This window comes from Pseudorhizobium halotolerans, assembly GCF_902153235.2.
Lineage (GTDB): Bacteria > Pseudomonadota > Alphaproteobacteria > Rhizobiales > Rhizobiaceae > Neorhizobium > Neorhizobium flavum.
Genome location: NZ_CABFWE030000011.1, coordinates 166657 through 185749, shown reverse-complemented (window position 1 = coordinate 185749; position 19093 = coordinate 166657). Strand labels below are relative to the sequence as shown.

Below are 19093 nucleotides of genomic sequence, written 5' to 3'. Positions count from 1 at the left end.
TTCCTCGAATGGGATGGTCTTGTGTATTCCGGCAGCATTCGCTGCCTCATGCGGCGTATATAAGGACGTGATTTTTCGACTGCAAGGCGCGCCGCCATGCCGACGCCGGTAAAAAAACACGCAATTGTGAATGCGGGCGCTATCGACCTCACTGGCCCATGATCAGGTCGTAGAGGGTTGTCTGCCGCGACGATCCCCTCCCGCTCGGCGAACCGACTTCGCCAGGTGGTATCGGGCCTTCAGCATAACCCTCGCGCGGCATGGGTGCATCTTCGAACCCGTCATAGGGACCGCGGTACTCGCGATAATCGCGGACGGGAATTTCGCCCTCGGGTGGATAGGCGTCGTGACGCGCAGCAGAGGGTGAGGCTGGATAGTCATCGGGCGCGGAAGATCCGGGAAGGACTCCCGATATAATATCACCGATCGTCGTTGGCTCCCTCTCCGGCTCGGCAGCCGGTGGCAGCGCAAAGCCGCCATGGCTGCCGAACAGCGGTGTCGGCGAGTAGCCTGCGTGGGCGGCCGTCATGTAATTCTTCCACGCCCTTGCAGGCAGGCCGCCCCCCGTCACCTTTTTCATTGAGGTGCCGTCGTCGTTCCCGAACCATATCCCCGTGGTCATGATGCTGGTAAAGCCGACGAAGATCGCGTCGCGGAAGGATTGGGTCGTGCCCGTCTTGCCGGCTGCCTGCCAGCTATCGAGCCTCGCCGCCTTGCCGGTGCCTTCCTGGATGACCCGCGTGAGCATGCTGTTCATCGTGGCGACGATGGTTTCGCTGAGCACCCGCGGCGGGTTGTCATAGCTGCTCTCGTGAAGAACATTGTCGTCCGTGTCGAGGATGCGGCGCACGATGTGCGGGGTCGCCTTGTAGCCTCCGTTCATGAAAGGGGCGTAGGCGGCCGTCAGTTCCACGAGCGGCACTTCTGATGTCCCGAGCGCGATGGACGCGTTCGGCTGCATCTCCTGCTCTATCCCCATACGGTGCGCCAGGCTCACCACCTCGTCCGGTCCGACCTCCATCACCAGTTGGGCGGCGATAGTGTTCAGCGACTGGGAAAGCGCCGAAGAGACCGTCACCTGACCCCGGTACTTCTGGTCGTAGTTCTCCGGCGTCCACTTGCCGATCCGGACCGGTGCGTCGTTGCGCACGGAGTCCGGCCGTATCCCGGCTTCGAGGGCGGCGGCATAGACGAACGGCTTGAAGGCGGATCCCGGCTGACGCTTGGCGGTCACGGCGCGGTTGAACTGGCTCTGCGCGTAATCCCTGCCGCCCACCAGCGCGCGAATGGCGCCCGTGGCATCCATTGAGACCAGGGCCGCCTGGCTGGCATTGAGCTTGGCGCCCTCGTCGTCAAGAATATCCGTGAGGGCCTCTTCTGCCTTGCGTTCGAGCGAGAGGTCGATGGTCGTCTCGACCACGACGTCCTGCTTCACCTCGCCAAGCAGCTTCTTGACCTCGTCCATGACCATGTCGGCAGCGTAGTGTTCGGCACCCGACCAGTAGCTGCGGGCCTTTGTAGGCGGCTGGGACATGGCCGTCTTGATCTCGTCTTCCGTGACGTAGCCCTCCTCCAGCATCGCCCGGAGTACCACCTGGGCACGCTCTTCAGCCGCTTCCGGGTCACGCGCGGGAGACAGGCGGGAGGGCGCCTTCAGCAGTCCTGCGAGGAGTGCCGCCTCGCCCAGGTTCACGTCGCGAGCGGACTTGTTGAAGTACCGTCGCGATGCTGCTTCCACACCATAGGCGTTGGAGCCGAAGAAGACCCGGTTGAGATACATCGCCAGGATCTGGTCCTTGCTGAACTTGTGTTCCAGCCAGAAGGCGAGCAGCACCTCCTGGATCTTCCGCTCGAAGGTTCTTTCGGGGGAGAGGAACAGGTTCTTGGCAAGTTGCTGAGTGATGGTGGAGCCGCCCTGGATCGGTTGGCCGGTAACATTGTTGATGAAGGCGCGCGTCAGCCCCAGCGGGTCGACCCCGAAATGCATGTAGAAGCGGCGGTCCTCGATCGCCATGACCGCCTGCGGGATAAAGGGCGACATCTCCTCCAGCGCCAGTGCTTCGCCGCCCGTGGCACCGCGATTGGCGATCACGGAGCCGTCGGTGGAGACGATCTTGATGTTTGGAGGCCGGTCCGGGATCGCCCAGGTGCTCGCGGCGGGCATCTGCGCACCGAAGTACAGCACGAGGCCACCGACTCCGATCCCGACCCATATGCCGAGAACAAGGCACCAGTAGAGAAGGGAACGAAGAGGGGCGAGAAAGCCGCGAGACTGACGGGTGGGTTTGCCCTTGCGAGGTCGGCGCGGCGCGTCCTTCCTCGCTGGCGACGGGCGCTTCCTGCCACCGCCGGCTATCCGGTCTTCGGAACGAAGCCGGAAATCCTCGTCGACGTATTCGTCGTCGTCGAAGGAGGGCTCAACCCTTTGTCCCGATTTCCGTTTCGCCGCCATGTCGCGTTGGTCACCCCCGCTGCGCCGGCCGCGACCGGCGGTTGCATATCGCCCGCGCATTCCGCTGGACTCTAAATACGGCGATTTAAGGGGGGGTTAAGACCTCAGGACTGCGAGGCTGGCAGATATCCTTTCCGGGACATCCCGACATCTCCTCATCCGGCAACTGCCGGCGGCCATTTGACGCGGTTCTGCGGACGCGTGCCCGGCGCGCGGGATGATAGGCGCAGCAACGCGCGACGATGGCGAGGTACGGGGCACCTGCTTGCCATAAACTTGCCATGTTGAAGGAAGCCTCGTGCGGACGATGTCACCATCTGATGGCCTTCACCGACGAGGGATCATATGACGCTTTCCCGTAGAAGGTTCCTGATCGGAGCCTCAGCTCTTGCCTTCTGTACGACCTCCCGAGCCGCGGAGACTGCTTCGCTTTCGTTTCTGGTACTAGGGGACTGGGGAAACCCCGCCCGCCGCGAAGACCAGATGCGGGTGGCGAAAGCAATGGCCGACAAGGCGCAAGCGGTACCGCAGCAGTTCGTGCTTTCGGTGGGCGACAACTTCTACGGCAGCGGTGTGGATGGGATTTCAGATCAGCAATGGCTTACCTCGTTCGAGGAAATCTACGCGTCACCCGCGTTGCAGTGCCCGTGGTATGTGGTGCTCGGCAACCACGACCACCGCGGCAACCAGCAAGCCGAAATTGATTACGGACTGACCAGCCCTCGTTGGCGGATGCCCAGCCGCTACTATTCATTCGTCCATGATGTGTCCCGAACCGCTCAGGCCGAGTTGTTCTGCCTGGATACGCAATCGCTTGTCGCACAAACCCTGCTGGAAAAACTCACCGGCTATGGGCTCGATCGCGGCGCTCAGATCCAGTGGCTGGATCAGGCACTTTCCAGGAGCACGGCAAGATGGAAGATTGTCGTCGGACACCATCCAGTCTTCAGCGCTGGTAGCCATGGAGATACTGCCGACCTCATTGCACTTCTAAAGCCGCTCCTGCTCGAGCACGGTGTGCATGCCTATCTCAACGGTCATGATCATAGCCTGTCCTGTATCGAGGATGAAGGCATTGCCTATTTCACGTCCGGAGCCGGAGCCGAAGCTCGTCCGGTTAAGCCTCATCCCGGTACAGTCTTCAGCGAGGCGCGCACTGGCTTCCTCGCAGCCTGCCTGAAGGACGAAAGCGCAGAGTTCGATTTCATTGGAGACGACGGTTCCGTCCTGTTCAAGAAGACGATCGCTTAAGTCGGTGGAACCCGTCCCCTCGGGTCGCTGTCGTGGGGAAAGGTGAGGAAAATGAAGCGGCCGGCCCGATGGATCCAGACCGGCCGTCGACATCAGCAGTCGTCGATGTAGCGGTTTCCGTAGCGGTCGCGATAGTAGCAGCGGCCCGGTTGGTCCTGCACGCTTCCGATCAGGGCGCCGGATGCGCCGCCCACAGCAGCGCCGACAGCGGCACCGCGAACATCTCCGGTCACGGCACCGCCCACGACGGCTCCGGTCGCCGCACCGATGCCGGCGCCACGTTCAGTTGCCGTGCATGCGGCCAGCGAGAGGGTGACGCAGCCGATGGCGAGTATCTTTTTCATGAGTGATCTCCCTTGTTGTGACGAAGGGTGAACCCGTGGCCTCCGCGGTGGTTTCATGCCGTGGCCAGGAAATTGGGCTCAGGGAGCGGATTTGTGATTTTGCCTTCTCACAGTTCGAACGTACCCTGCAGCCGCAACCAAGGAAGGAGAATGCCATGAAGCTAATTCTCGCGACCCTTTCGGCGCTCGGCCTGATGACATCCGCGGCGTTGGCTGACTGTGCGGGACACCCCAAGGTGACCGCTTCGACATCTGTCGACTACTCCACCACGACCGCAAGCGTCGCCTCTGATGATCAGACGCTCGTTGCGTCGAAGAAAAGGCCTGTCGAAGAGCAGAGCGTGGCAACCGAGTAGGTTCTCTGAAAGGCGTGACAGGCGAACAGAGCGACTACGGTCTCCTCCCTTGGAGGGGAACAATGTCGCGCGCACTCCGTTGCGCTTCTGAACGATGAACGGAGTAAGCCATGCCGAACAGAGATCCAATTCCGACACCGGCGTCCGAAACTCCTCGGGGCCCGACCTCCACCCCCGGCATTCCGGATAGGACGCAGGGGAAGCCACCTCTGACGCCGGTTCAGGATCCGGGAGATACAAAGAACCCACAGGATCCCAATCTCGATCCGGCGCTTCTGCCGATCGGCGATCCTACCGGCGCAGCGTAAGGCGGGAGCCGTGAACGACCATGAGCGAGCGCCATCCCCCGGCGCTCGCTCAACGTCTTTTTCGGATCGTTAGCCCCGCAGCTCCGTGCGCGCAACCTGCCTCGACGCAAGCCCTGCACAAGTCCGCCTTCATAAAGCCAAAGTTTATGCGATCAATCCGCTCTAGGGAACAGGGGTGGAACTTTGATTTGGGCCGCAACAGCAGGGGAGGTTCGTGTGCCGACTAAGACGGTTCGCAATCCGGTAGGCCCGGACCAACTGAGCATGTTGCAGAAAGTGTTCGACCAGGCATGTGTCGAGCACAACATCAGCAAGTCGAGCCCGGACGGGGAGGCGCTTGCCCTGATCCTTGTCCATTCCATGCAGAAGGGCCTGAGCGAGCAGGAGAAGCTCGAATCGCTCGCCCATATCCTCGCCGAAAGCCGCGGCACCTGAGCATCCCAGCTGGCTCCGGGACGGAACCTATCGCAGCGCGAAAAGTTGATCCGGCACGAGCAACGATGGAGGCTGCTATGGTCGAATCTGCAGGAAGCGTGAAGCCGATGGGCGAGACTGATCCCGATCGGAACGGAAAGATCGGCGAAGAGATTGCCGGGTTGAGGGCTGAGGTCGCGGCATTGAGGGACCGCCTCGCGGACCGCGCCGGAAGCGCGGCATCCTACGTCCAGGAAGAAGCGAGCTCGGTCGCCGGAGCGATCCGCGAGCATCCGGCCACCGCAACCACGCTCTTCACGCTGGTAGGGGCGATCGGCTTCGCCATTGGCTATCTCGTCGGGACTCAGGCACTCGAAAACCGTAGCCCCTGGTACCGCCGCTATTACTGACGCCCAGATAAATCGTCAGGCCGTCTGGCAGACGTCGATCCATTTGGCATTGCTCAGTTCGGCCATCCGCTCCGGAGATATTCGGACGGCAGAATTCGCCGCGCCCGCTGCCGGGATGACTTCCGGCAGCGCAAGAAGCGACGCGTCGCAGAAGACTGGCACGTCCGAGATCAGTCCGAATGGACAGACGCCTCCGACAGGATGGCCGGTGAGTTGCGTTACGTCTTCGCCACCCAGCATCCGCGGCTTTGCGCCGAAGTGATCCCGAAATTTTCTGTTGTCCAGGCGGGCCGTTCCAGCCATGACGACCAATACTGCGGTCGGGCCTGCCTGAACGCCAATCGTCTTTGCGATCTGCACTGGCTCGACACCGTGGGCCGCCGCGGCGAGAGCAACCGTGGCGGAGCTCTCCTCGGTGACGATGACTTCTATATCGGGTGCGTAGCGGGAAAAGAACTGGCGGACGGTGTCGAGGCTCATGTCGGATGAATAGAATTTAGCCGAGTCAGAGGCAACTCCATTTCTGCTATGCATATGATGCAATGCTGCGCTGCGAAAAGATCGCTGTTCTCCAAGCGCGGTCGGTGTATATTTCAACCATCGAAGGACGCACTCCTCCTCCCAGCGTTCCTTGGATGGGACCGGCAACACCTCCTCCTCCCAGTTGCTGGTCAGTATCGGAAACCCGGCGCTCCTCCTCCCGCGCCGGGTTTTCTGCTTTTGGAGGGTAGTCGATCGGCCGCTCATTCTTGACAGGGATGGGTCCCGCTTCTATCTCCTTCACGTCGCTATTTGTTTGATAAGCCTGCTCTAAGCGCCCCGGTGCTCTCGACGATCTTTCTGCAAATACGAACTTCCCCGTTCCGGCCTGGCCGGGACATCGCCGATATTTGCATAAGAAAGGCATCGATATGGCTACTGGTACTGTTAAGTGGTTCAACGCAACCAAGGGCTATGGCTTCATCCAGCCGGATGATGGCAGCGCCGACGTTTTCGTCCACATTTCCGCTGTTGAGCGCGCCGGCATGAGCTCGTTGAACGACGGGCAGAAGCTCTCCTACGAACTGGTTACCGACCGCCGCTCCGGCAAGGTTGCTGCTGACCAGCTGCAGACAGCCTGATTCAGGTCTGAATTCTGACGAGAAGGCCGGCCTGTCCGGCCTTTTTGTATTTTAGCTCTTGCAAATAGAGATCTTCCTTCCCATCTCTCGGTCTATCGGCATTTCCGGCGCAGTGAGCAAATGCGGGAAACCGCGCCATCGCGCCGATGGTTGGCATATTCGTTGTTTACGAAATGTTAACCAGCAGGGGCGATGATGATCGCCAGAGCCGCGGTTGGCCTCAAGCGCCTGAAGCGGACGCGCCGGAAATGCCAGTCCCGATTCCTGGGTGACCACGGATGTACTGGCACTGAAAGAATCGGGAATTAGAAAGGTCGGGCTAGCCCGACCTTTTTTGTGCGTAAAGTTGGAGCCGAGCTTCGGCTACCGGGCCGCCAGGGCGGCGATGATGCGCACCCATGAGCGAATGCCCTTGTGGAACGACTTCAGGTCGTATTTCTCGTTCGGCGAATGAATCCGGTCGTCGACGAGGCCGAAGCCCACCAGCAAGGATTCCATGCCGAGCATCTTCTGGAAGTCGCCGACGATAGGTATCGAACCACCCATGCCGATAACGACGGCCGGATTAGCCCACTCGTCCGACAACGCAGTCTTCGCCTTGGCGAGAACCGGGGAGTCATACGACAGCTGGATCGCCGGAGATCCTCCGTGCTCGTGGAACTCAACGGAGCAATCTGCTGGAACTCTGGAGCGGACATAGGCACGGAAGCTCTCGCGGATCTTCGCCGGATCCTGTTGTCCGACAAGACGGAACGAGACCTTGGCGGACGCCTTGGCGGCGATCACGGTCTTGAAGCCTTCCCCTGTATAGCCGCCCCAGATGCCGTTGACCTCGCAGGTGGGGCGGGCCCAGGTGAGTTCCAAGACGGATCGTCCCTTCTCGCCGGCAGGTATCGACAGCCCGACGTCGCCAAGGAAGTTCTCCGCGCTGCGGCCACGGCTCTCCCAGCCCGCCTTGATGTTTGAGGGCGTCTCCTCGACACCATCGTAGAAGCCCTCAAGGGTAATGCGGCCGGTCTCGTCGCGCAGACCTGCCAGGATATCCGTCAGGATATGGATCGGGTTTGCTGCCGCTCCGCCAAACAGCCCCGAATGCAGGTCTCGATCTGCCGCCGAAATGATGATCTCTTCTCCGACCAAGCCGCGAAGAGCAGCGGCGATCGCCGGCGTGTCGCCATCCCACATGCCCGTATCGCAGACGAGCGCACAACTCGCCCTCAGCTCTTCCGCATTCGCTTCCAGGAACGGCTTCAGCGAAGGCGAGCCCGATTCTTCCTCGCCCTCGAACAGGATGGTGACCCGGAGCGGCAGGCTGCCATTGACCTCCTTGTAGGCGCGGCAGGCTTCGACGAAGGTCATCAACTGGCCCTTGTCGTCGGCCGTGCCGCGGCCGGTGATCACCTTGCGTCCGTTGCCCAGATCCTTAACGGAAGGAGCGAAGGGATCGTTCTCCCAAAGCTCGACCGGATCGACCGGCTGGACGTCGTAGTGGCCGTAGAACAGGACGTGCGGTGCGTCATCCGTGGCGCCCGCATGATGGGCAACCACCATCGGATGGCCGGCTGTATCACGGATCGATGCGTCGAAACCGATATCGGCTAGGGTCGCAACCAACCATTCGGCTGCGGCTCGGCAATCCGCCTTGAAGGCCGGGTCGGTGGAGATCGACTTGATGCGTACCAACCGGAAAAGGCGGTCGAGGCTGTCGTCGAGGTTCCGGTCGGCGCGGTCGAGTACGGGGGAAAGTTCGGTCATGGGAAAATCCTGTCTGGGAGAACAGGGGCGACCTTATTGCAAAGATGCGCTTGTTTCGAGCCCAGAGCCGCCCGGTTCAGGCCTTGCGGGCATTCTCGATCGCCATGCGCATGTATTCCAGCATCAGTTCCCGTTCGAACTGGCGAAAACCCTCGAAAAGTGCGGCATCGGCCTCGGCTGCCGCATCGATCGCCCTTTTTTCAAGGTCCCTGGCGCTTTCCGTCAACTGGATGATCTGTGCCCGCCCGTCATGGGGATGCGGCTCGCGACGGATCAGTCCGTCACGTTCCATGCGCGTAAGCGTATTAGCCAGTGTCGCCTGTTCGACCTCCAGTCGATCCAGCAATTGCTTCTGCGTCAGACCGTCCTCCTGCCACAACTCCAGGAGAACCGGAAATTGGCCGGGAGAGAAACCGAGACCCGCTGCCCGATTCTGCAGCGATCGCGCGAAGCACTTGGCGAGCTGGCCGGCGAGATAAGTTGCGCTATGGGAGCGGTCGAACGGCATGAAGGGAGCCCTGTCGGCAGAACTACGCGAATATATAGCAGCGCATGCTTTCGCCAAGCCTGCGGTGGGAGGCCTGACAAGAGAAAACCGCCACGGCCGGGAGGGGAACGGCCATGGCGGTTTCAACAGGAGGACAAAGGCCCGGAGAGGGGGTGAGGCCTTTGTCCGGTCCGGCGCGGCGGGGGACGAGCCAGCTGCCGGACTGCGGCGTGATCAGTCGCCGGTAAGCTGGAGATGATAAGTGAAACCGGGATTTTCAAGGGAATGCAGAATTACAAATCGGTAACGTTCGGGTGATGCCGAGCCGCTAGGCGCGGCCTGATTTTCATGGACGACGCGGGTGCCCCACGCTATTCCATAGCCATGAAAAAAGGTGATCACCTCTTCCTTGTCGATGGCTCCGGCTTCATCTTCCGGGCGTTCCACGCCCTTCCCCCACTGACCCGCAAGTCCGACGGCCTGCCCGTGGGGGCGGTCTCGGGCTTCTGCAACATGCTCTGGAAGCTGCTCACCGATGCGCGCGACACCTCGGTCGGGGTGACGCCCACGCATTTTGCCGTGATCTTCGACTATTCCGCGAAGACCTTCCGCAAGGACCTCTACAACGCCTACAAGGCGAACCGTTCCGAGCCGCCGGAAGACCTGATCCCGCAGTTCGGGCTGATCCGCCAGGCGACGCGCGCATTCAACCTTCCCTGTATCGAGACCGAAGGCTTCGAGGCGGACGACATCATTGCCACCTATGCCAGGCAGGCGGAAGCGATCGGCGCTGACGTCACGATCATCTCGTCCGACAAGGACCTGATGCAGCTCGTGACCCCGAATGTCCACATGTATGACAGCATGAAGGACAAGCAGATAGGCATCCCAGAAGTCATCGACAAATGGGGCGTGCCGCCGGAGAAGATGATCGACCTGCAGGCCATGGTCGGGGATTCCGTCGACAATGTTCCCGGCATCCCCGGGATCGGCCCGAAGACCGCAGCCCAGCTTCTCGAGGAATTCGGTGACCTCGATACGCTTCTCGCCCGTGCTGCGGAGATCAAGCAGGTCAAGCGGCGTGAGAGCATCGTTGCCAATGCGGAACTGGCACGCCTGTCACGCCGGCTCGTTGAACTGCGGACGGATGCACCCCTTGATATGCCGCTGGATGCTCTCGTGCTGGAGCCGCAGAACGGACCGAAGCTGATCGGTTTCCTGAAGGCCATGGAATTCGGGACGTTGACGCGCCGTGTTGCGGAGGCCTGCGACTGCGATGCCAGCGCGGTCGAGCCGGCGCACGTGCAGGTCGAATGGGGAGCGGCGGCGCGGGGGCCGGATCTCGATGCCGGCACCAGCAGTGCCGAGTCCAGGGTAGCGACGCCTGCCGGTGGCAAGGCCGGCACAACTGATCCCTACGGCAACAGTACCCCGGCGGAACTTGCCAAGGCGCGAGCTGAGGCCTTCGCGACCGCGAAGATCGACAAGAGCTGCTATGTCACGATCGACGATCTGGAGGACCTGGACGATTGGCTCCGGTCAGCCCGGGAAACCGGACTGGTGGCCTTCGAAGCCGAGGGAACGTCCATCGACCCGATGCTGTCGGATGTCGTGGGATTCTCGCTGGCGCTCGCGGACAATAGCCGTGATCCGTCCGGTCTCGACGTCCGGGCCGCCTATATCCCCTTCGGCCACAAGACTGGAAGCGATGATCTGCTCGGCAATGGCCGTGCCGACAATCAGCTGACCGCCGCCGAGGTGATGGAGCGGATGAAGCCCCTGCTCGAGGATGCTTCCGTCCTCAAGGTCGGGCACAACCTCAAATACGCCTATCTGCTCCTCAAGCGGTACGGGATCGAGATCGCGGCCTATGACGACGTGATGCTGATGTCCTACGTCCTGGAAGCAGGCAGGGGCGGCCAAAGCCTCGAGTCGCTCTCCGACCGCTGGCTCGGCCATATGCCGGTTTCCTTCAAGGATGTCGCGGGGACGGGCAAGTCCGGCGTGAGCTTCGATATGGTCGAGATCGACCGGGCTACGGTCTACGCCGCCGAAAAGGCGGATCTCACCCTCAGGCTTGCCATGGTCCTCAAGCCGCGGCTGGTCGCCGACCGCTTGGTGCGGGTCTATGAACGGCTGGAGCGGCCGATGGTCTCCATGCTCGCCCGGATGGAGGAGCGCGGCATCACGGTCGACCGCCAGATACTGTCTCGGCTGTCCGGGGAGCTCGCGCAAAAGGCCGCGGCGATAGAGGACGAGATCTACGAGATCGCCGGCGAGCGCTTCACGATCGGCTCACCGAAGCAGCTGGGCGACATCCTGTTCGGCAAGATGGGCCTGCCGGGCGGTGCCAAGACCAAGACGGGGCAGTGGTCCACCTCTGCGCAGGTGCTGGAAGACCTGGCTGCGGCCGGGCACGAGTTTCCGCGCAAGATCGTCGACTGGCGGCAACTGACCAAGCTCAAGTCTACCTATACGGACGCTCTGCCGGGCTACATCCACCCGCAGACAAAGCGCGTTCACACCTCCTATTCGCTGGCATCGACGACGACCGGGCGTCTTTCGTCGGTCGAGCCGAACCTGCAGAACATCCCGATCCGTACGACCGAAGGACGGAAGATTCGCACCGCCTTCATCGCCACATCCGGCCACAAGCTTGTCTCTGCAGACTACAGCCAGATCGAACTGCGGGTACTCGCCCATGTCGCTGACATCCCGCAACTGCGCCAGGCGTTTGCGGACGGCATCGACATCCACGCGATGACTGCCTCCGAAATGTTCGGGGTACCGGTTGAGGGCATGCCAAGCGAGATCCGCCGCCGCGCCAAGGCGATCAACTTCGGCATCATCTACGGCATCTCCGCCTTCGGTCTGGCCAACCAGCTCTCCATTGAGCGCTCGGAGGCGGGAGAGTACATCAAGAAGTATTTCGAGCGATTCCCCGGCATCCGCGACTACATGGACAGCACCAAGGAATTCGCCCGCGAGCACGGCTACGTCGAAACCATCTTCGGTCGCCGGGCGCACTATCCGGAGATACGGTCCTCCAATCCGCAGGTGCGCTCCTTCAACGAACGGGCTGCCATCAACGCGCCCATCCAGGGGTCGGCTGCCGACATCATCCGCCGGGCCATGGTCAGGATGGAACCGGCTCTTCAATCTGCGAACCTGTCTGCCCGCATGCTCCTGCAGGTCCATGACGAACTGATCTTCGAAGTGGAAGACGGTGAGATCGAGAAGACGCTGCCCGTCATCACGGCGACCATGGAGCAGGCGGCTATGCCGGCGATCGCCATGAAGGTGCCGCTGAAGGTCGATGCGCGCGCAGCCTCAAACTGGGACGAGGCGCACTAGCGACACGAGAAAGCGGGAAGATACCTCGTCAGGGCATCGACCATGGCCTGACCTGCTTCTTCGATCGATCCGCTGTTGTCGATCGTTAAAAGCTCGTAGGGCCCGACGAGCTGCGGTGAACTGCGCTGCAGCCGTTGGAGAATCTCGTCGCGCGTTTCCCGTCCGCGTAATTCCAGCCGGGTAGCCAGAACCTCAGGTCGCGCCGTGACGTTGATGACGGTCATTGCCGGAAATGCGGCGCTGAAGTGGGGCAGGGCAGCACGCGAGCCGTTCGCCACCACGACATGGCCTAGGTCGATTTGATGTCGCGTTTCGATCGGGATTCCGTAACAGAGGCCGTGCGCTTCCCACCAGACGGTGAAGCCGCCAGATTGGGCCATCCGGCGGAATTCCGCATCGGACACAGCGTCGTGATCCTCTCCACCGGAACCTCCGTCGCGCGTGATCACGCGCCGCACGAAGACCACCTCCGGCCGCTCCTTTAGGTGCTGGGCGGCATAGGACATCAGCGTGTCCTTGCCGGCGCCGCTCGGCCCGACGACGACGATCAGCCTGCCGGCAATGGTAGGCCGGGCTGGAGAAGCGTCGCCCATCACGCCACCCGCCGGCCTTCCCGCCATGTCGCGCGTGCTACCGGCACACCATTGTCGCGCTTGACGCGAACGAGGTCGGCGCGAAGACCGGGTGCGATCCGGCCGCGGTCTTCCAGCCCCACGGTTCGTGCGGGCGTGGAGGTGACCATTGCGATCGCCTGGGGAAGCGAGATGGCATCGATATCGTCGGCGAGCACGAAGGGCGCATGCAGCAGGCTGAGCGGCACGTAATCCGATGAAAGCACGTCCAGCACGCCGCGTTCAGCAAGCTCACGCGCCGCAATGTTGCCGGAGTGCGATTTGCCTCGAACGATGTTCGGGGCGCCCATCAGCACGCTCATCCCCGCCTTGTGTGACGCCTCTGCGGCATCGAAGCTGGTGGGGAATTCCGCCAGCCGCACACCGTGACCGATTGCCTCGTCGACGTGATCGAGCGTTGCGTCATCATGGCTCGCGACGGTGATGCCGCGCTCGGCGCAGATGCGTGCCAATTCGTTTCGGTGGCCGGCGGCGTATTTGGCCGAGGCCGCCTGGCGCCGTGCCACGAAGTGAGCGAAGGCCTCGTCACTCAGGCCGCGCTTCTCCTTGTAGTAAAGGACGTACTGGTCCATCGACTGGAACTGCCGCTGGCCCGGCGCATGGTCCATTAGGGAGACGAGGCGGACATAAGGATCGTGCTCGAAGTCGGCGAAATGCTCGAGCACGTTGTCCGAGGAAACCTCGCAGCGCAGGTGGAAGAGGTGCTCTGCCCGCAGCCGTCCTTCGGTCTGGGCAGCCTGGATGGCATCGGCGAGGCTGCGCATCTCCCCCTTTTCGAATCCACCATCCTCGTCCGCACCCATTCGCAGGCAGTCGAAGACCGTCGTGATGCCTGAGGTCGCCACCTGAGCGTCATGCGCCTGTATGGCAGCCGTAGTGTTCCAGCGGACGCCCGGACGCGGCGAGTAGTGCTGCTCGAGATGGTCCGTATGCAACTCGATTAGTCCGGGAATGAGGTAGTCGTCCTCGAGATCCTCGCCGGTCCGGGACGCCCCCGCGGAAATCTCGGCGATCCGTCCGTCGCGGATGACCAGAGATCCGGAAATGATCTCGTCACCGACGATGATGCGGGCATTCGACAGAACGGTTTCTACGCTCATGGGAGGATCTTTCTGTTGTCCTGCGGCATGCCAAGGGGCCGCCATCGATGGATCGTGAAGGGCTCGCCGCGGCTGCGTTCGACGAAGAGCGCAAGACCGTCGATGGCGAGCGGTGCATTTGCATAAGGTGCAAAACGCTGCCGCAACTCGGCATGAACATGCGGAGCAAGAGAGCCATCGACCGGCCCCGTCAGCGTCATGTGGAAGTGGAACTCGTTCATGACATAAGGATAGCCCCACTGGTCGAGGTTCTGCCGCTCCGCCGGAGTCAGGCGCTCCGGTCTGCGGCGGGCGACGTCGGCTTCGGAAAGGGGTGCCCGGAACGGTTCGAATGCTTCGACTAGGGAAGCGGCAAATGCCTGCAGCGGCGGATAGAGGTCATCCGGAACGAGGGCGAAGAAGGGCCCGAGCTGCCCGACAACGATACGGGGAATGGCAAGGGTCTCCGTGGCGGCCGCGAAGCGATCGAACGCATCGATGAGATCTGCCTCCGTGCGTCCCTCGTGAAGCGCGAACGGTGCCTTCAGCGTGGCGTGAAACCCATATCGCCGCGGCTCGGCAACCAGGTCCTGCCACTGCGCCACCGGCAGGGAAAGCGACGCCGGCGGATCGAGCATCTGCCCCGAAAACGCATCGCGCCCCAGCCATTCGCTGGCGGTCGCGGCCAGCGGGTCATCGGGAGCGGGTGAGAAATAGATGGCGTAGCGCATGAACTCGATCTGCGTTCAGGTGAAGGCTGATGGGTTGCAGGTTGGGTCCGGGTTCCGAGACCGGCCCTGCGCTAGGCGATTTGCGTGACAGAATGATGATGGCATTCTTCCGTTCATCCTGCCTCAAGCGTTCTCGCCGCCTGCGAATGGCTGCCATGCCGGCTGAGAAAATCTTCTGCCGTCAGACTGCGGAAATCATCCAGTGCAGCGCGCAGCATGCGATGGTCCCAATCCCACCAGGCAAGGTCCTCCATCCGCTCGGCCACCTCTTTCGTGAAGCGCTCGCGGATGAGCTTCGCGGGAACGCCGCCAACGATGGTGTAGGGTGCCACGTCTTTGGATACGACCGCACCGGCTCCGATGACCGCGCCATTGCCGACGGTGACGCCGGGAAGGATGGTGGCGCCATGACCGATCCATACGTCGTGGCCGATCGTGACCCTATGCTCCCGGCGCCATTCGAAGAACTCCTCCTCGTTCTCCGCATCGTCCCAGTAGTTGGCGGCACGATAGGTGAAATGGTGGAGCGTCGCCCGCCATGTCGGATGGTTGGTTGCGTTGATCCTGACCGAAGCTGCAATGTTGACGAACTTACCGATCGTGGCGCACCACACCGTGCCATCCTGCATGATGTAGGAATAGTCGCCGATCTCCGCCTCCTCGATGCGGCAGCGCTCCGCCACCTCCGTGTAGCGTCCGAGCACCGAGCTCCTCACATTCGCACTCGGGTGGATGGATGGTTCAAGTCCGACCTTGACGCTCATGCGGCGGCCCTTCGTGGCGAGAACTGCATCACATCCAGAATGCGATCTGCGACGGCCTCGCGCACTTCCTCGTCGTGGAAGATGCCCAGGAGCGCCACGCCCTTTTCTTTCTTCTCGGCGATCATCTCCACGACGACACGCCGGTTGCGGGCGTCAAGCGAGGCGGTCGGCTCGTCGAGCAGCAGGATGCTGTGATCGGTGATGAAGCCGCGCGCGATGTTGACGCGCTGCTGCTCGCCTCCGGAAAAGGTTGCCGGCGGCAGGCTCCAGAGTTCCTTGGGGAGGTTGAGCTGCGATAGCAGTGCCGATGCCGTTTCCCTCGCCTCATCAGGACCGACACCACGCGCCAGCAGCGGCTCTGCGACGACATCAAGCGCCGAGACACGGGGAACGGTACGCAGGAACTGGCTGACATAGCCCATGGTATGCCGGCGCACATCCAGCACCGTGCGAGGATCGGCGCTGGCGATATTGACCGTCCGGCCGCGGTGGGCGACCAGGATCTGGCCCGCATCGACGGCGTAGTTGCCGTACAGCATCTTGAGAATGGAGCTCTTGCCGATGCCTGAAGGACCGCCAAGCACGACGCATTCGCCGCTGGCGACCGAAAAGTTGACATCGTTGACTACGGGCAGGCGGATGCCGTCGCGCAGGTGCATGGTGAAGCTCTTGAAGACTTCCGAGACGACGAGGGGAGTTGCCATGATGCTCTCCTATACCTGCAGAATGGAGGAAACGAGGAGCTGCGTATAGGGCTCGCGCGGATCGTCCAGCACACGGTCGGTCAGACCATGTTCGATGACGTGGCCGTCCTTCATCACCATCATCCGGTGCGACAAGAGCCGTGCAACCGCCAGATCGTGGGTGACGATGATGGCGGCGAGCCCCAGGTCGTTGACGAGGCCGCGGACGAGGTCGAGCAGACGCGCCTGCACGGAGACGTCGAGACCGCCGGTCGGCTCATCCATGAAGACGAGGCGCGGGCCTGTGACAAGATTGCGTGCGATCTGCAGCCGCTGGCGCATGCCGCCGGAGAAGGCGCGGGGCGCATCGTCGATACGGTCCGTGCCGATCTCCACCCGCGTCAGCCAATCAAGGGCCGTTGAGCGGATGTTGCCGTAGTGACGATTGCCGATGGCCATCAGCCGCTCTCCGACATTCGCGCCGGCCGAGACCGTCATCCGCAGCCCATCCGCCGGGTTCTGGTGGACGAAGCCCCAGTCGGTGCGCATCAGGAAGCGGCGCTCCGCCTCACCCATGTGGTAGAGGTCCCGGATGCTGCCGTCGCGCATGGCATATTCGACGCTGCCGGTCGACGGCATGAGACGGGTCGAGATGCAATTCAGCAGCGTCGTCTTCCCGGAGCCGGATTCGCCGACGATGGCCAGCACCTCGCCGGGCCACAGTTCGAACGTGACTTCCTTGCAGCCGATGCGCCGGCCGTAGAACTTCGAGACGTCCTTGACCTTCAGTAGCGGTGCCTCGCTCATTCTGCGGCCTCCTGACGTGCAAGCAGTTCCCCGGCATGCCCGTGGTCGCGGCGTTCCTCGCAATGATCCGTGTCTGAGCAGACGAACATCCGGCCGCCCTTATCGTCGAGGATCACCTCATCGAGATAGACATTCTCCGCGCCGCAGAGTGCGCAGGGTTTTTCGAAGCGCTGGATCTCGAAGGGGTGGTCCTCGAAATCGAGACTGACCACCTCCGTATGGGGCGGGATGGCGTAGATGCGCTTTTCGCGCCCGGCGCCGAAGAGCTGCAGCGCGTCCGACATGTGCATCTTGGGATTGTCGAACTTCGGCGTCGGCGAGGGGTCCATGACGTACCTGCCGGCAACCTTGACCGGATAGGCGTAGGTCTTGGAGATCCGGCCATTATGCGCGATGTCCTCGTAGAGCTTCACATGCATGAGCCCGTATTCCTCCAGCGCGTGCATCTTGCGCGTCTCCGTCTCGCGAGGCTCCAGGAAGCGCAGGGGCTCCGGGATCGGCACTTGGTACACAAGTACCTGTCCTTCGGTCAGCGACTGCTCGGGAATACGGTGGCGCGTCTGGATGATGGTCGCCTCTCCGGTATGGGTCGTCACGGCCACCTTAGCGACCTTCTGGAAGAACGCCCGGATCGATACCGCATTGGTCGTGTCGTCGGCGCCCTGATCGATCACCTTGAGCACGTCATCCGGCCCGATGATGGAGGCTGTCACCTGCACGCCGCCGGTGCCCCAGCCATAGGGCATGGGCATTTCGCGCGAAGCGAACGGGACCTGATAGCCGGGTATGGCGATCGCCTTGAGGATCGCCCGGCGGATCATCCGCTTCGTCTGCTCGTCGAGATAGGCGAAGTTATAAGTCGCCAGACCCTGGTCGGACGGAACCTCAGGAGACATGATGAGTTTCTCCAATGCAAAAGGAGACGATAGTCATGGATACTGGCCTTCTGATCACGATGTTCTTCTCGGTCTTCGCAGCGAGCGGCCTATGCTGTGCCTACTGGTACAGCGAAACCGGCCGCGACTGATCATCTATTCCGCACCGTCTCGAATGGCGCTGTTACCACTTTCGGCTGCCGCCTCGATGTCGGCGCGCATCTTCCTCACCAGCGCAAGTTCCGCCTGGAAATCCACGTAGTGCGGCAGCTTGAGATGTTCGACGAAGCCTGTCGCCTGCACGTTGTCTGCATGCGAGATCACGAACTCCTCGTCCTGGGCCGGCGCCGTGACATCCTCACCCAGTTCCTCCGCCCTCAGCGCCCGGTCGACCAGCGACATGCTCATGGCCTTCCGCTCGCTCTGGCCAAAGACCAGGCCATAGCCGCGGGTAAACTGTGGCGGCGCCTTGGAAGAGCCCTTGAACTGGTTGACCATCTGGCATTCCGTCACCTGAATGCGGCCGAGGGAGACTGTGAATCCGAGTTCTGGCACCTCCATCTCGACTTCAACTTCGCCAATACGAATTTCGCCGACGAACGGGTGGTTGCGGCCATAGCCGCGCTGCGTCGAATAGCCGAGTGCCAACAGGAAACCCTCGTCGCCGCGGGCAAGCGCCTGCAGTCGCAGATCGCGCCCCATGGGGAATTCCATCGGCTCGCGCGTGAGGTCCCCGGGCGGCTCGTCATCCGGCAGGGCGCTGTCCTCCTCGATCAGCCCCTCGGTGGCGAGAATGTCGGAGACACGCGTCGTCGTGTCGGGAAGCGGCTCCTTCCGCGATGGTGTCGGAACCGGTTCATCAGACAGAAGGGAGGGATCGAGCAGGCGGTGGGTGTAGTCAAAAGTCGGCCCGAGTACCTGCCCGCCCGGCAGGTCCTTGTAGGTGGCGGAGATACGCCGTTCGATCGCCATCCGCGCGGTGTCTATGGGAAAGGAGGTCCCGAAGCGGGGCAGCGTGGTCCGGTAGGCGCGAAGCAGGAAGATGGCCTCGATCATATCTCCACGAGACTGCCGTACGGCAAGAGCCGCCAATGCTCGGTCGTAGAGGGAGGCTTCCGCCATGACGCGGTCGACGGCGAGCGCCAGCTGCTCGACGATCTGGTCGATCGTCACGGAAGGCAGCGACCGGTCGCCTCGGCGGCGGTCTGCGAGGAGGCTGTGGGCGGCGTTGATGGCAACCTCGCCACCCTTGACGGCAACATACATGGCG

Annotated in this window: 20 protein-coding genes; 7 read left to right on the top strand and 13 right to left on the bottom strand. The window is 62.2% G+C overall.

From position 1 onward, the window contains the following. Positions 1-148 precede the first annotated feature (148 nt). The gene (locus tag FN060_RS16285; RefSeq protein ID WP_142589008.1) at positions 149-2452 is read right to left on the bottom strand and encodes a transglycosylase domain-containing protein; all 2304 of its coding nucleotides are present in this window, start codon (positions 2450-2452) and stop codon (positions 149-151) included. 345 nt (positions 2453-2797) lie between these two features. Between FN060_RS16285 and FN060_RS16280 the strand changes: the two genes are divergently transcribed. Continuing rightward, a complete protein-coding gene (locus FN060_RS16280; RefSeq protein ID WP_142589007.1) occupies positions 2798-3703 on the top strand; it encodes a purple acid phosphatase family protein in 906 nt (301 codons plus the stop codon). A gap of 92 nt (positions 3704-3795) precedes the next feature. Here the strand turns inward: FN060_RS16280 and FN060_RS16275 are convergent, their stop codons facing one another. Beyond that, a complete protein-coding gene (locus FN060_RS16275; RefSeq protein ID WP_052641180.1) occupies positions 3796-4047 on the bottom strand; it encodes a glycine zipper domain-containing protein in 252 nt (83 codons plus the stop codon). 155 nt (positions 4048-4202) lie between these two features. On the opposite strand from FN060_RS16275, the gene FN060_RS16270 reads away from it, so the two are divergent. From FN060_RS16270 to FN060_RS16255, 4 genes are all read left to right on the top strand, one after another. Further along, a complete protein-coding gene (locus FN060_RS16270; RefSeq protein ID WP_142589006.1) occupies positions 4203-4403 on the top strand; it encodes a hypothetical protein in 201 nt (66 codons plus the stop codon). Between the two features lie 110 nt (positions 4404-4513). Next, on the top strand, positions 4514-4711 hold the full coding sequence (locus FN060_RS16265) for a hypothetical protein (protein WP_142589005.1): 198 nt from the start codon (positions 4514-4516) through the stop codon (positions 4709-4711). Between the two features lie 216 nt (positions 4712-4927). Continuing rightward, positions 4928-5146 (top strand): hypothetical protein, encoded by a 219-nt coding sequence (locus tag FN060_RS16260; RefSeq protein WP_052641186.1) that lies wholly within the window; start codon positions 4928-4930, stop codon positions 5144-5146. Between the two features lie 77 nt (positions 5147-5223). Further along, complete coding sequence (locus FN060_RS16255) at positions 5224-5535, top strand: hypothetical protein (protein ID WP_142589004.1); 312 nt, start codon at positions 5224-5226, stop codon at positions 5533-5535. Between the two features lie 15 nt (positions 5536-5550). On the opposite strand, the gene FN060_RS16250 is transcribed toward FN060_RS16255, so the two are convergent. Beyond that, entirely contained in the window at positions 5551-6015 is a 465-nt protein-coding gene (locus FN060_RS16250) for a YbaK/EbsC family protein (RefSeq protein WP_142589003.1), read from the bottom strand. Between the two features lie 431 nt (positions 6016-6446). Between FN060_RS16250 and FN060_RS16245 the strand changes: the two genes are divergently transcribed. Continuing rightward, positions 6447-6656, top strand: a complete 210-nt coding sequence (locus FN060_RS16245) for a cold-shock protein (RefSeq protein ID WP_052641191.1) — start codon at positions 6447-6449, stop codon at positions 6654-6656. A gap of 363 nt (positions 6657-7019) precedes the next feature. Here the strand turns inward: FN060_RS16245 and FN060_RS16240 are convergent, their stop codons facing one another. Both FN060_RS16240 and FN060_RS16235 read right to left on the bottom strand, forming a co-directional pair. Further along, complete coding sequence (locus FN060_RS16240; protein WP_142589002.1) at positions 7020-8411, bottom strand: dipeptidase; 1392 nt, start codon at positions 8409-8411, stop codon at positions 7020-7022. A gap of 76 nt (positions 8412-8487) precedes the next feature. Then, positions 8488-8919, bottom strand: coding sequence for a MarR family winged helix-turn-helix transcriptional regulator (locus FN060_RS16235; RefSeq protein ID WP_142589001.1), 432 nt, complete (start codon positions 8917-8919; stop codon positions 8488-8490). 363 nt (positions 8920-9282) lie between these two features. Between FN060_RS16235 and polA the strand changes: the two genes are divergently transcribed. After that, complete coding sequence (gene polA, locus FN060_RS16230) at positions 9283-12252, top strand: DNA polymerase I (protein ID WP_142589556.1); 2970 nt, start codon at positions 9283-9285, stop codon at positions 12250-12252. Here polA and phnN read toward each other — a convergent pair. The 8 genes from phnN to FN060_RS16190 all read right to left on the bottom strand — a co-directional run bounded on the left by phnN (position 12249) and on the right by FN060_RS16190 (position 19089). After that, on the bottom strand, positions 12249-12845 hold the full coding sequence (gene phnN / locus FN060_RS16225) for a phosphonate metabolism protein/1,5-bisphosphokinase (PRPP-forming) PhnN (protein ID WP_142589555.1): 597 nt from the start codon (positions 12843-12845) through the stop codon (positions 12249-12251). The genes polA and phnN overlap by 4 nt on opposite strands. Further along, on the bottom strand, positions 12845-13984 hold the full coding sequence (locus FN060_RS16220) for an alpha-D-ribose 1-methylphosphonate 5-triphosphate diphosphatase (protein ID WP_142589000.1): 1140 nt from the start codon (positions 13982-13984) through the stop codon (positions 12845-12847). The genes phnN and FN060_RS16220 overlap by 1 nt, the downstream gene beginning before the upstream one ends. After that, entirely contained in the window at positions 13981-14694 is a 714-nt protein-coding gene (locus FN060_RS16215; RefSeq protein ID WP_142588999.1) for a DUF1045 domain-containing protein, read from the bottom strand. The genes FN060_RS16220 and FN060_RS16215 overlap by 4 nt, the downstream gene beginning before the upstream one ends. A gap of 113 nt (positions 14695-14807) precedes the next feature. Continuing rightward, a complete protein-coding gene (locus FN060_RS16210) occupies positions 14808-15458 on the bottom strand; it encodes a DapH/DapD/GlmU-related protein (RefSeq protein WP_142588998.1) in 651 nt (216 codons plus the stop codon). Beyond that, the gene (phnL, locus tag FN060_RS16205) at positions 15455-16162 is read right to left on the bottom strand and encodes a phosphonate C-P lyase system protein PhnL (RefSeq protein WP_142588997.1); all 708 of its coding nucleotides are present in this window, start codon (positions 16160-16162) and stop codon (positions 15455-15457) included. The genes FN060_RS16210 and phnL overlap by 4 nt, the downstream gene beginning before the upstream one ends. 9 nt (positions 16163-16171) lie before the next feature. Continuing rightward, entirely contained in the window at positions 16172-16948 is a 777-nt protein-coding gene (gene phnK / locus FN060_RS16200; protein ID WP_142588996.1) for a phosphonate C-P lyase system protein PhnK, read from the bottom strand. Next, positions 16945-17844, bottom strand: a complete 900-nt coding sequence (locus tag FN060_RS16195) for an alpha-D-ribose 1-methylphosphonate 5-phosphate C-P-lyase PhnJ (RefSeq protein ID WP_142588995.1) — start codon at positions 17842-17844, stop codon at positions 16945-16947. Before FN060_RS16195 ends, phnK begins: the two co-directional genes overlap by 4 nt. A gap of 135 nt (positions 17845-17979) precedes the next feature. Beyond that, positions 17980-19089 carry a carbon-phosphorus lyase complex subunit gene (locus tag FN060_RS16190; protein WP_142588994.1) on the bottom strand — a complete coding sequence of 370 codons (1110 nt, stop codon included), beginning with the start codon at positions 19087-19089 and terminating at the stop codon, positions 17980-17982. Positions 19090-19093 lie beyond the last annotated feature (4 nt).

What these genes read in the sequence shown, in the direction of transcription:
- FN060_RS16285 (WP_142589008.1), bottom strand. Translation starts at nt 2,452, where the DNA reads ATGGCGGCGAAACGGAAATCGGGACAAAGGGTTGAGCCCTCCTTCGAC.
- FN060_RS16280 (WP_142589007.1), top strand. Translation starts at nt 2,798, where the DNA reads ATGACGCTTTCCCGTAGAAGGTTCCTGATCGGAGCCTCAGCTCTTGCC.
- FN060_RS16275 (WP_052641180.1), bottom strand. Translation starts at nt 4,047, where the DNA reads ATGAAAAAGATACTCGCCATCGGCTGCGTCACCCTCTCGCTGGCCGCA.
- FN060_RS16270 (WP_142589006.1), top strand. Translation starts at nt 4,203, where the DNA reads ATGAAGCTAATTCTCGCGACCCTTTCGGCGCTCGGCCTGATGACATCC.
- FN060_RS16265 (WP_142589005.1), top strand. Translation starts at nt 4,514, where the DNA reads ATGCCGAACAGAGATCCAATTCCGACACCGGCGTCCGAAACTCCTCGG.
- FN060_RS16255 (WP_142589004.1), top strand. Translation starts at nt 5,224, where the DNA reads ATGGTCGAATCTGCAGGAAGCGTGAAGCCGATGGGCGAGACTGATCCC.
- FN060_RS16250 (WP_142589003.1), bottom strand. Translation starts at nt 6,015, where the DNA reads ATGAGCCTCGACACCGTCCGCCAGTTCTTTTCCCGCTACGCACCCGAT.
- FN060_RS16245 (WP_052641191.1), top strand. Translation starts at nt 6,447, where the DNA reads ATGGCTACTGGTACTGTTAAGTGGTTCAACGCAACCAAGGGCTATGGC.
- FN060_RS16240 (WP_142589002.1), bottom strand. Translation starts at nt 8,411, where the DNA reads ATGACCGAACTTTCCCCCGTACTCGACCGCGCCGACCGGAACCTCGAC.
- FN060_RS16235 (WP_142589001.1), bottom strand. Translation starts at nt 8,919, where the DNA reads ATGCCGTTCGACCGCTCCCATAGCGCAACTTATCTCGCCGGCCAGCTC.
- polA (WP_142589556.1), top strand. Translation starts at nt 9,283, where the DNA reads ATGAAAAAAGGTGATCACCTCTTCCTTGTCGATGGCTCCGGCTTCATC.
- phnN (WP_142589555.1), bottom strand. Translation starts at nt 12,845, where the DNA reads ATGGGCGACGCTTCTCCAGCCCGGCCTACCATTGCCGGCAGGCTGATC.
- FN060_RS16220 (WP_142589000.1), bottom strand. Translation starts at nt 13,984, where the DNA reads ATGAGCGTAGAAACCGTTCTGTCGAATGCCCGCATCATCGTCGGTGAC.
- FN060_RS16215 (WP_142588999.1), bottom strand. Translation starts at nt 14,694, where the DNA reads ATGCGCTACGCCATCTATTTCTCACCCGCTCCCGATGACCCGCTGGCC.
- FN060_RS16210 (WP_142588998.1), bottom strand. Translation starts at nt 15,458, where the DNA reads ATGAGCGTCAAGGTCGGACTTGAACCATCCATCCACCCGAGTGCGAAT.
- phnL (WP_142588997.1), bottom strand. Translation starts at nt 16,162, where the DNA reads ATGGCAACTCCCCTCGTCGTCTCGGAAGTCTTCAAGAGCTTCACCATG.
- phnK (WP_142588996.1), bottom strand. Translation starts at nt 16,948, where the DNA reads ATGAGCGAGGCACCGCTACTGAAGGTCAAGGACGTCTCGAAGTTCTAC.
- FN060_RS16195 (WP_142588995.1), bottom strand. Translation starts at nt 17,844, where the DNA reads ATGTCTCCTGAGGTTCCGTCCGACCAGGGTCTGGCGACTTATAACTTC.
- FN060_RS16190 (WP_142588994.1), bottom strand. Translation starts at nt 19,089, where the DNA reads ATGTATGTTGCCGTCAAGGGTGGCGAGGTTGCCATCAACGCCGCCCAC.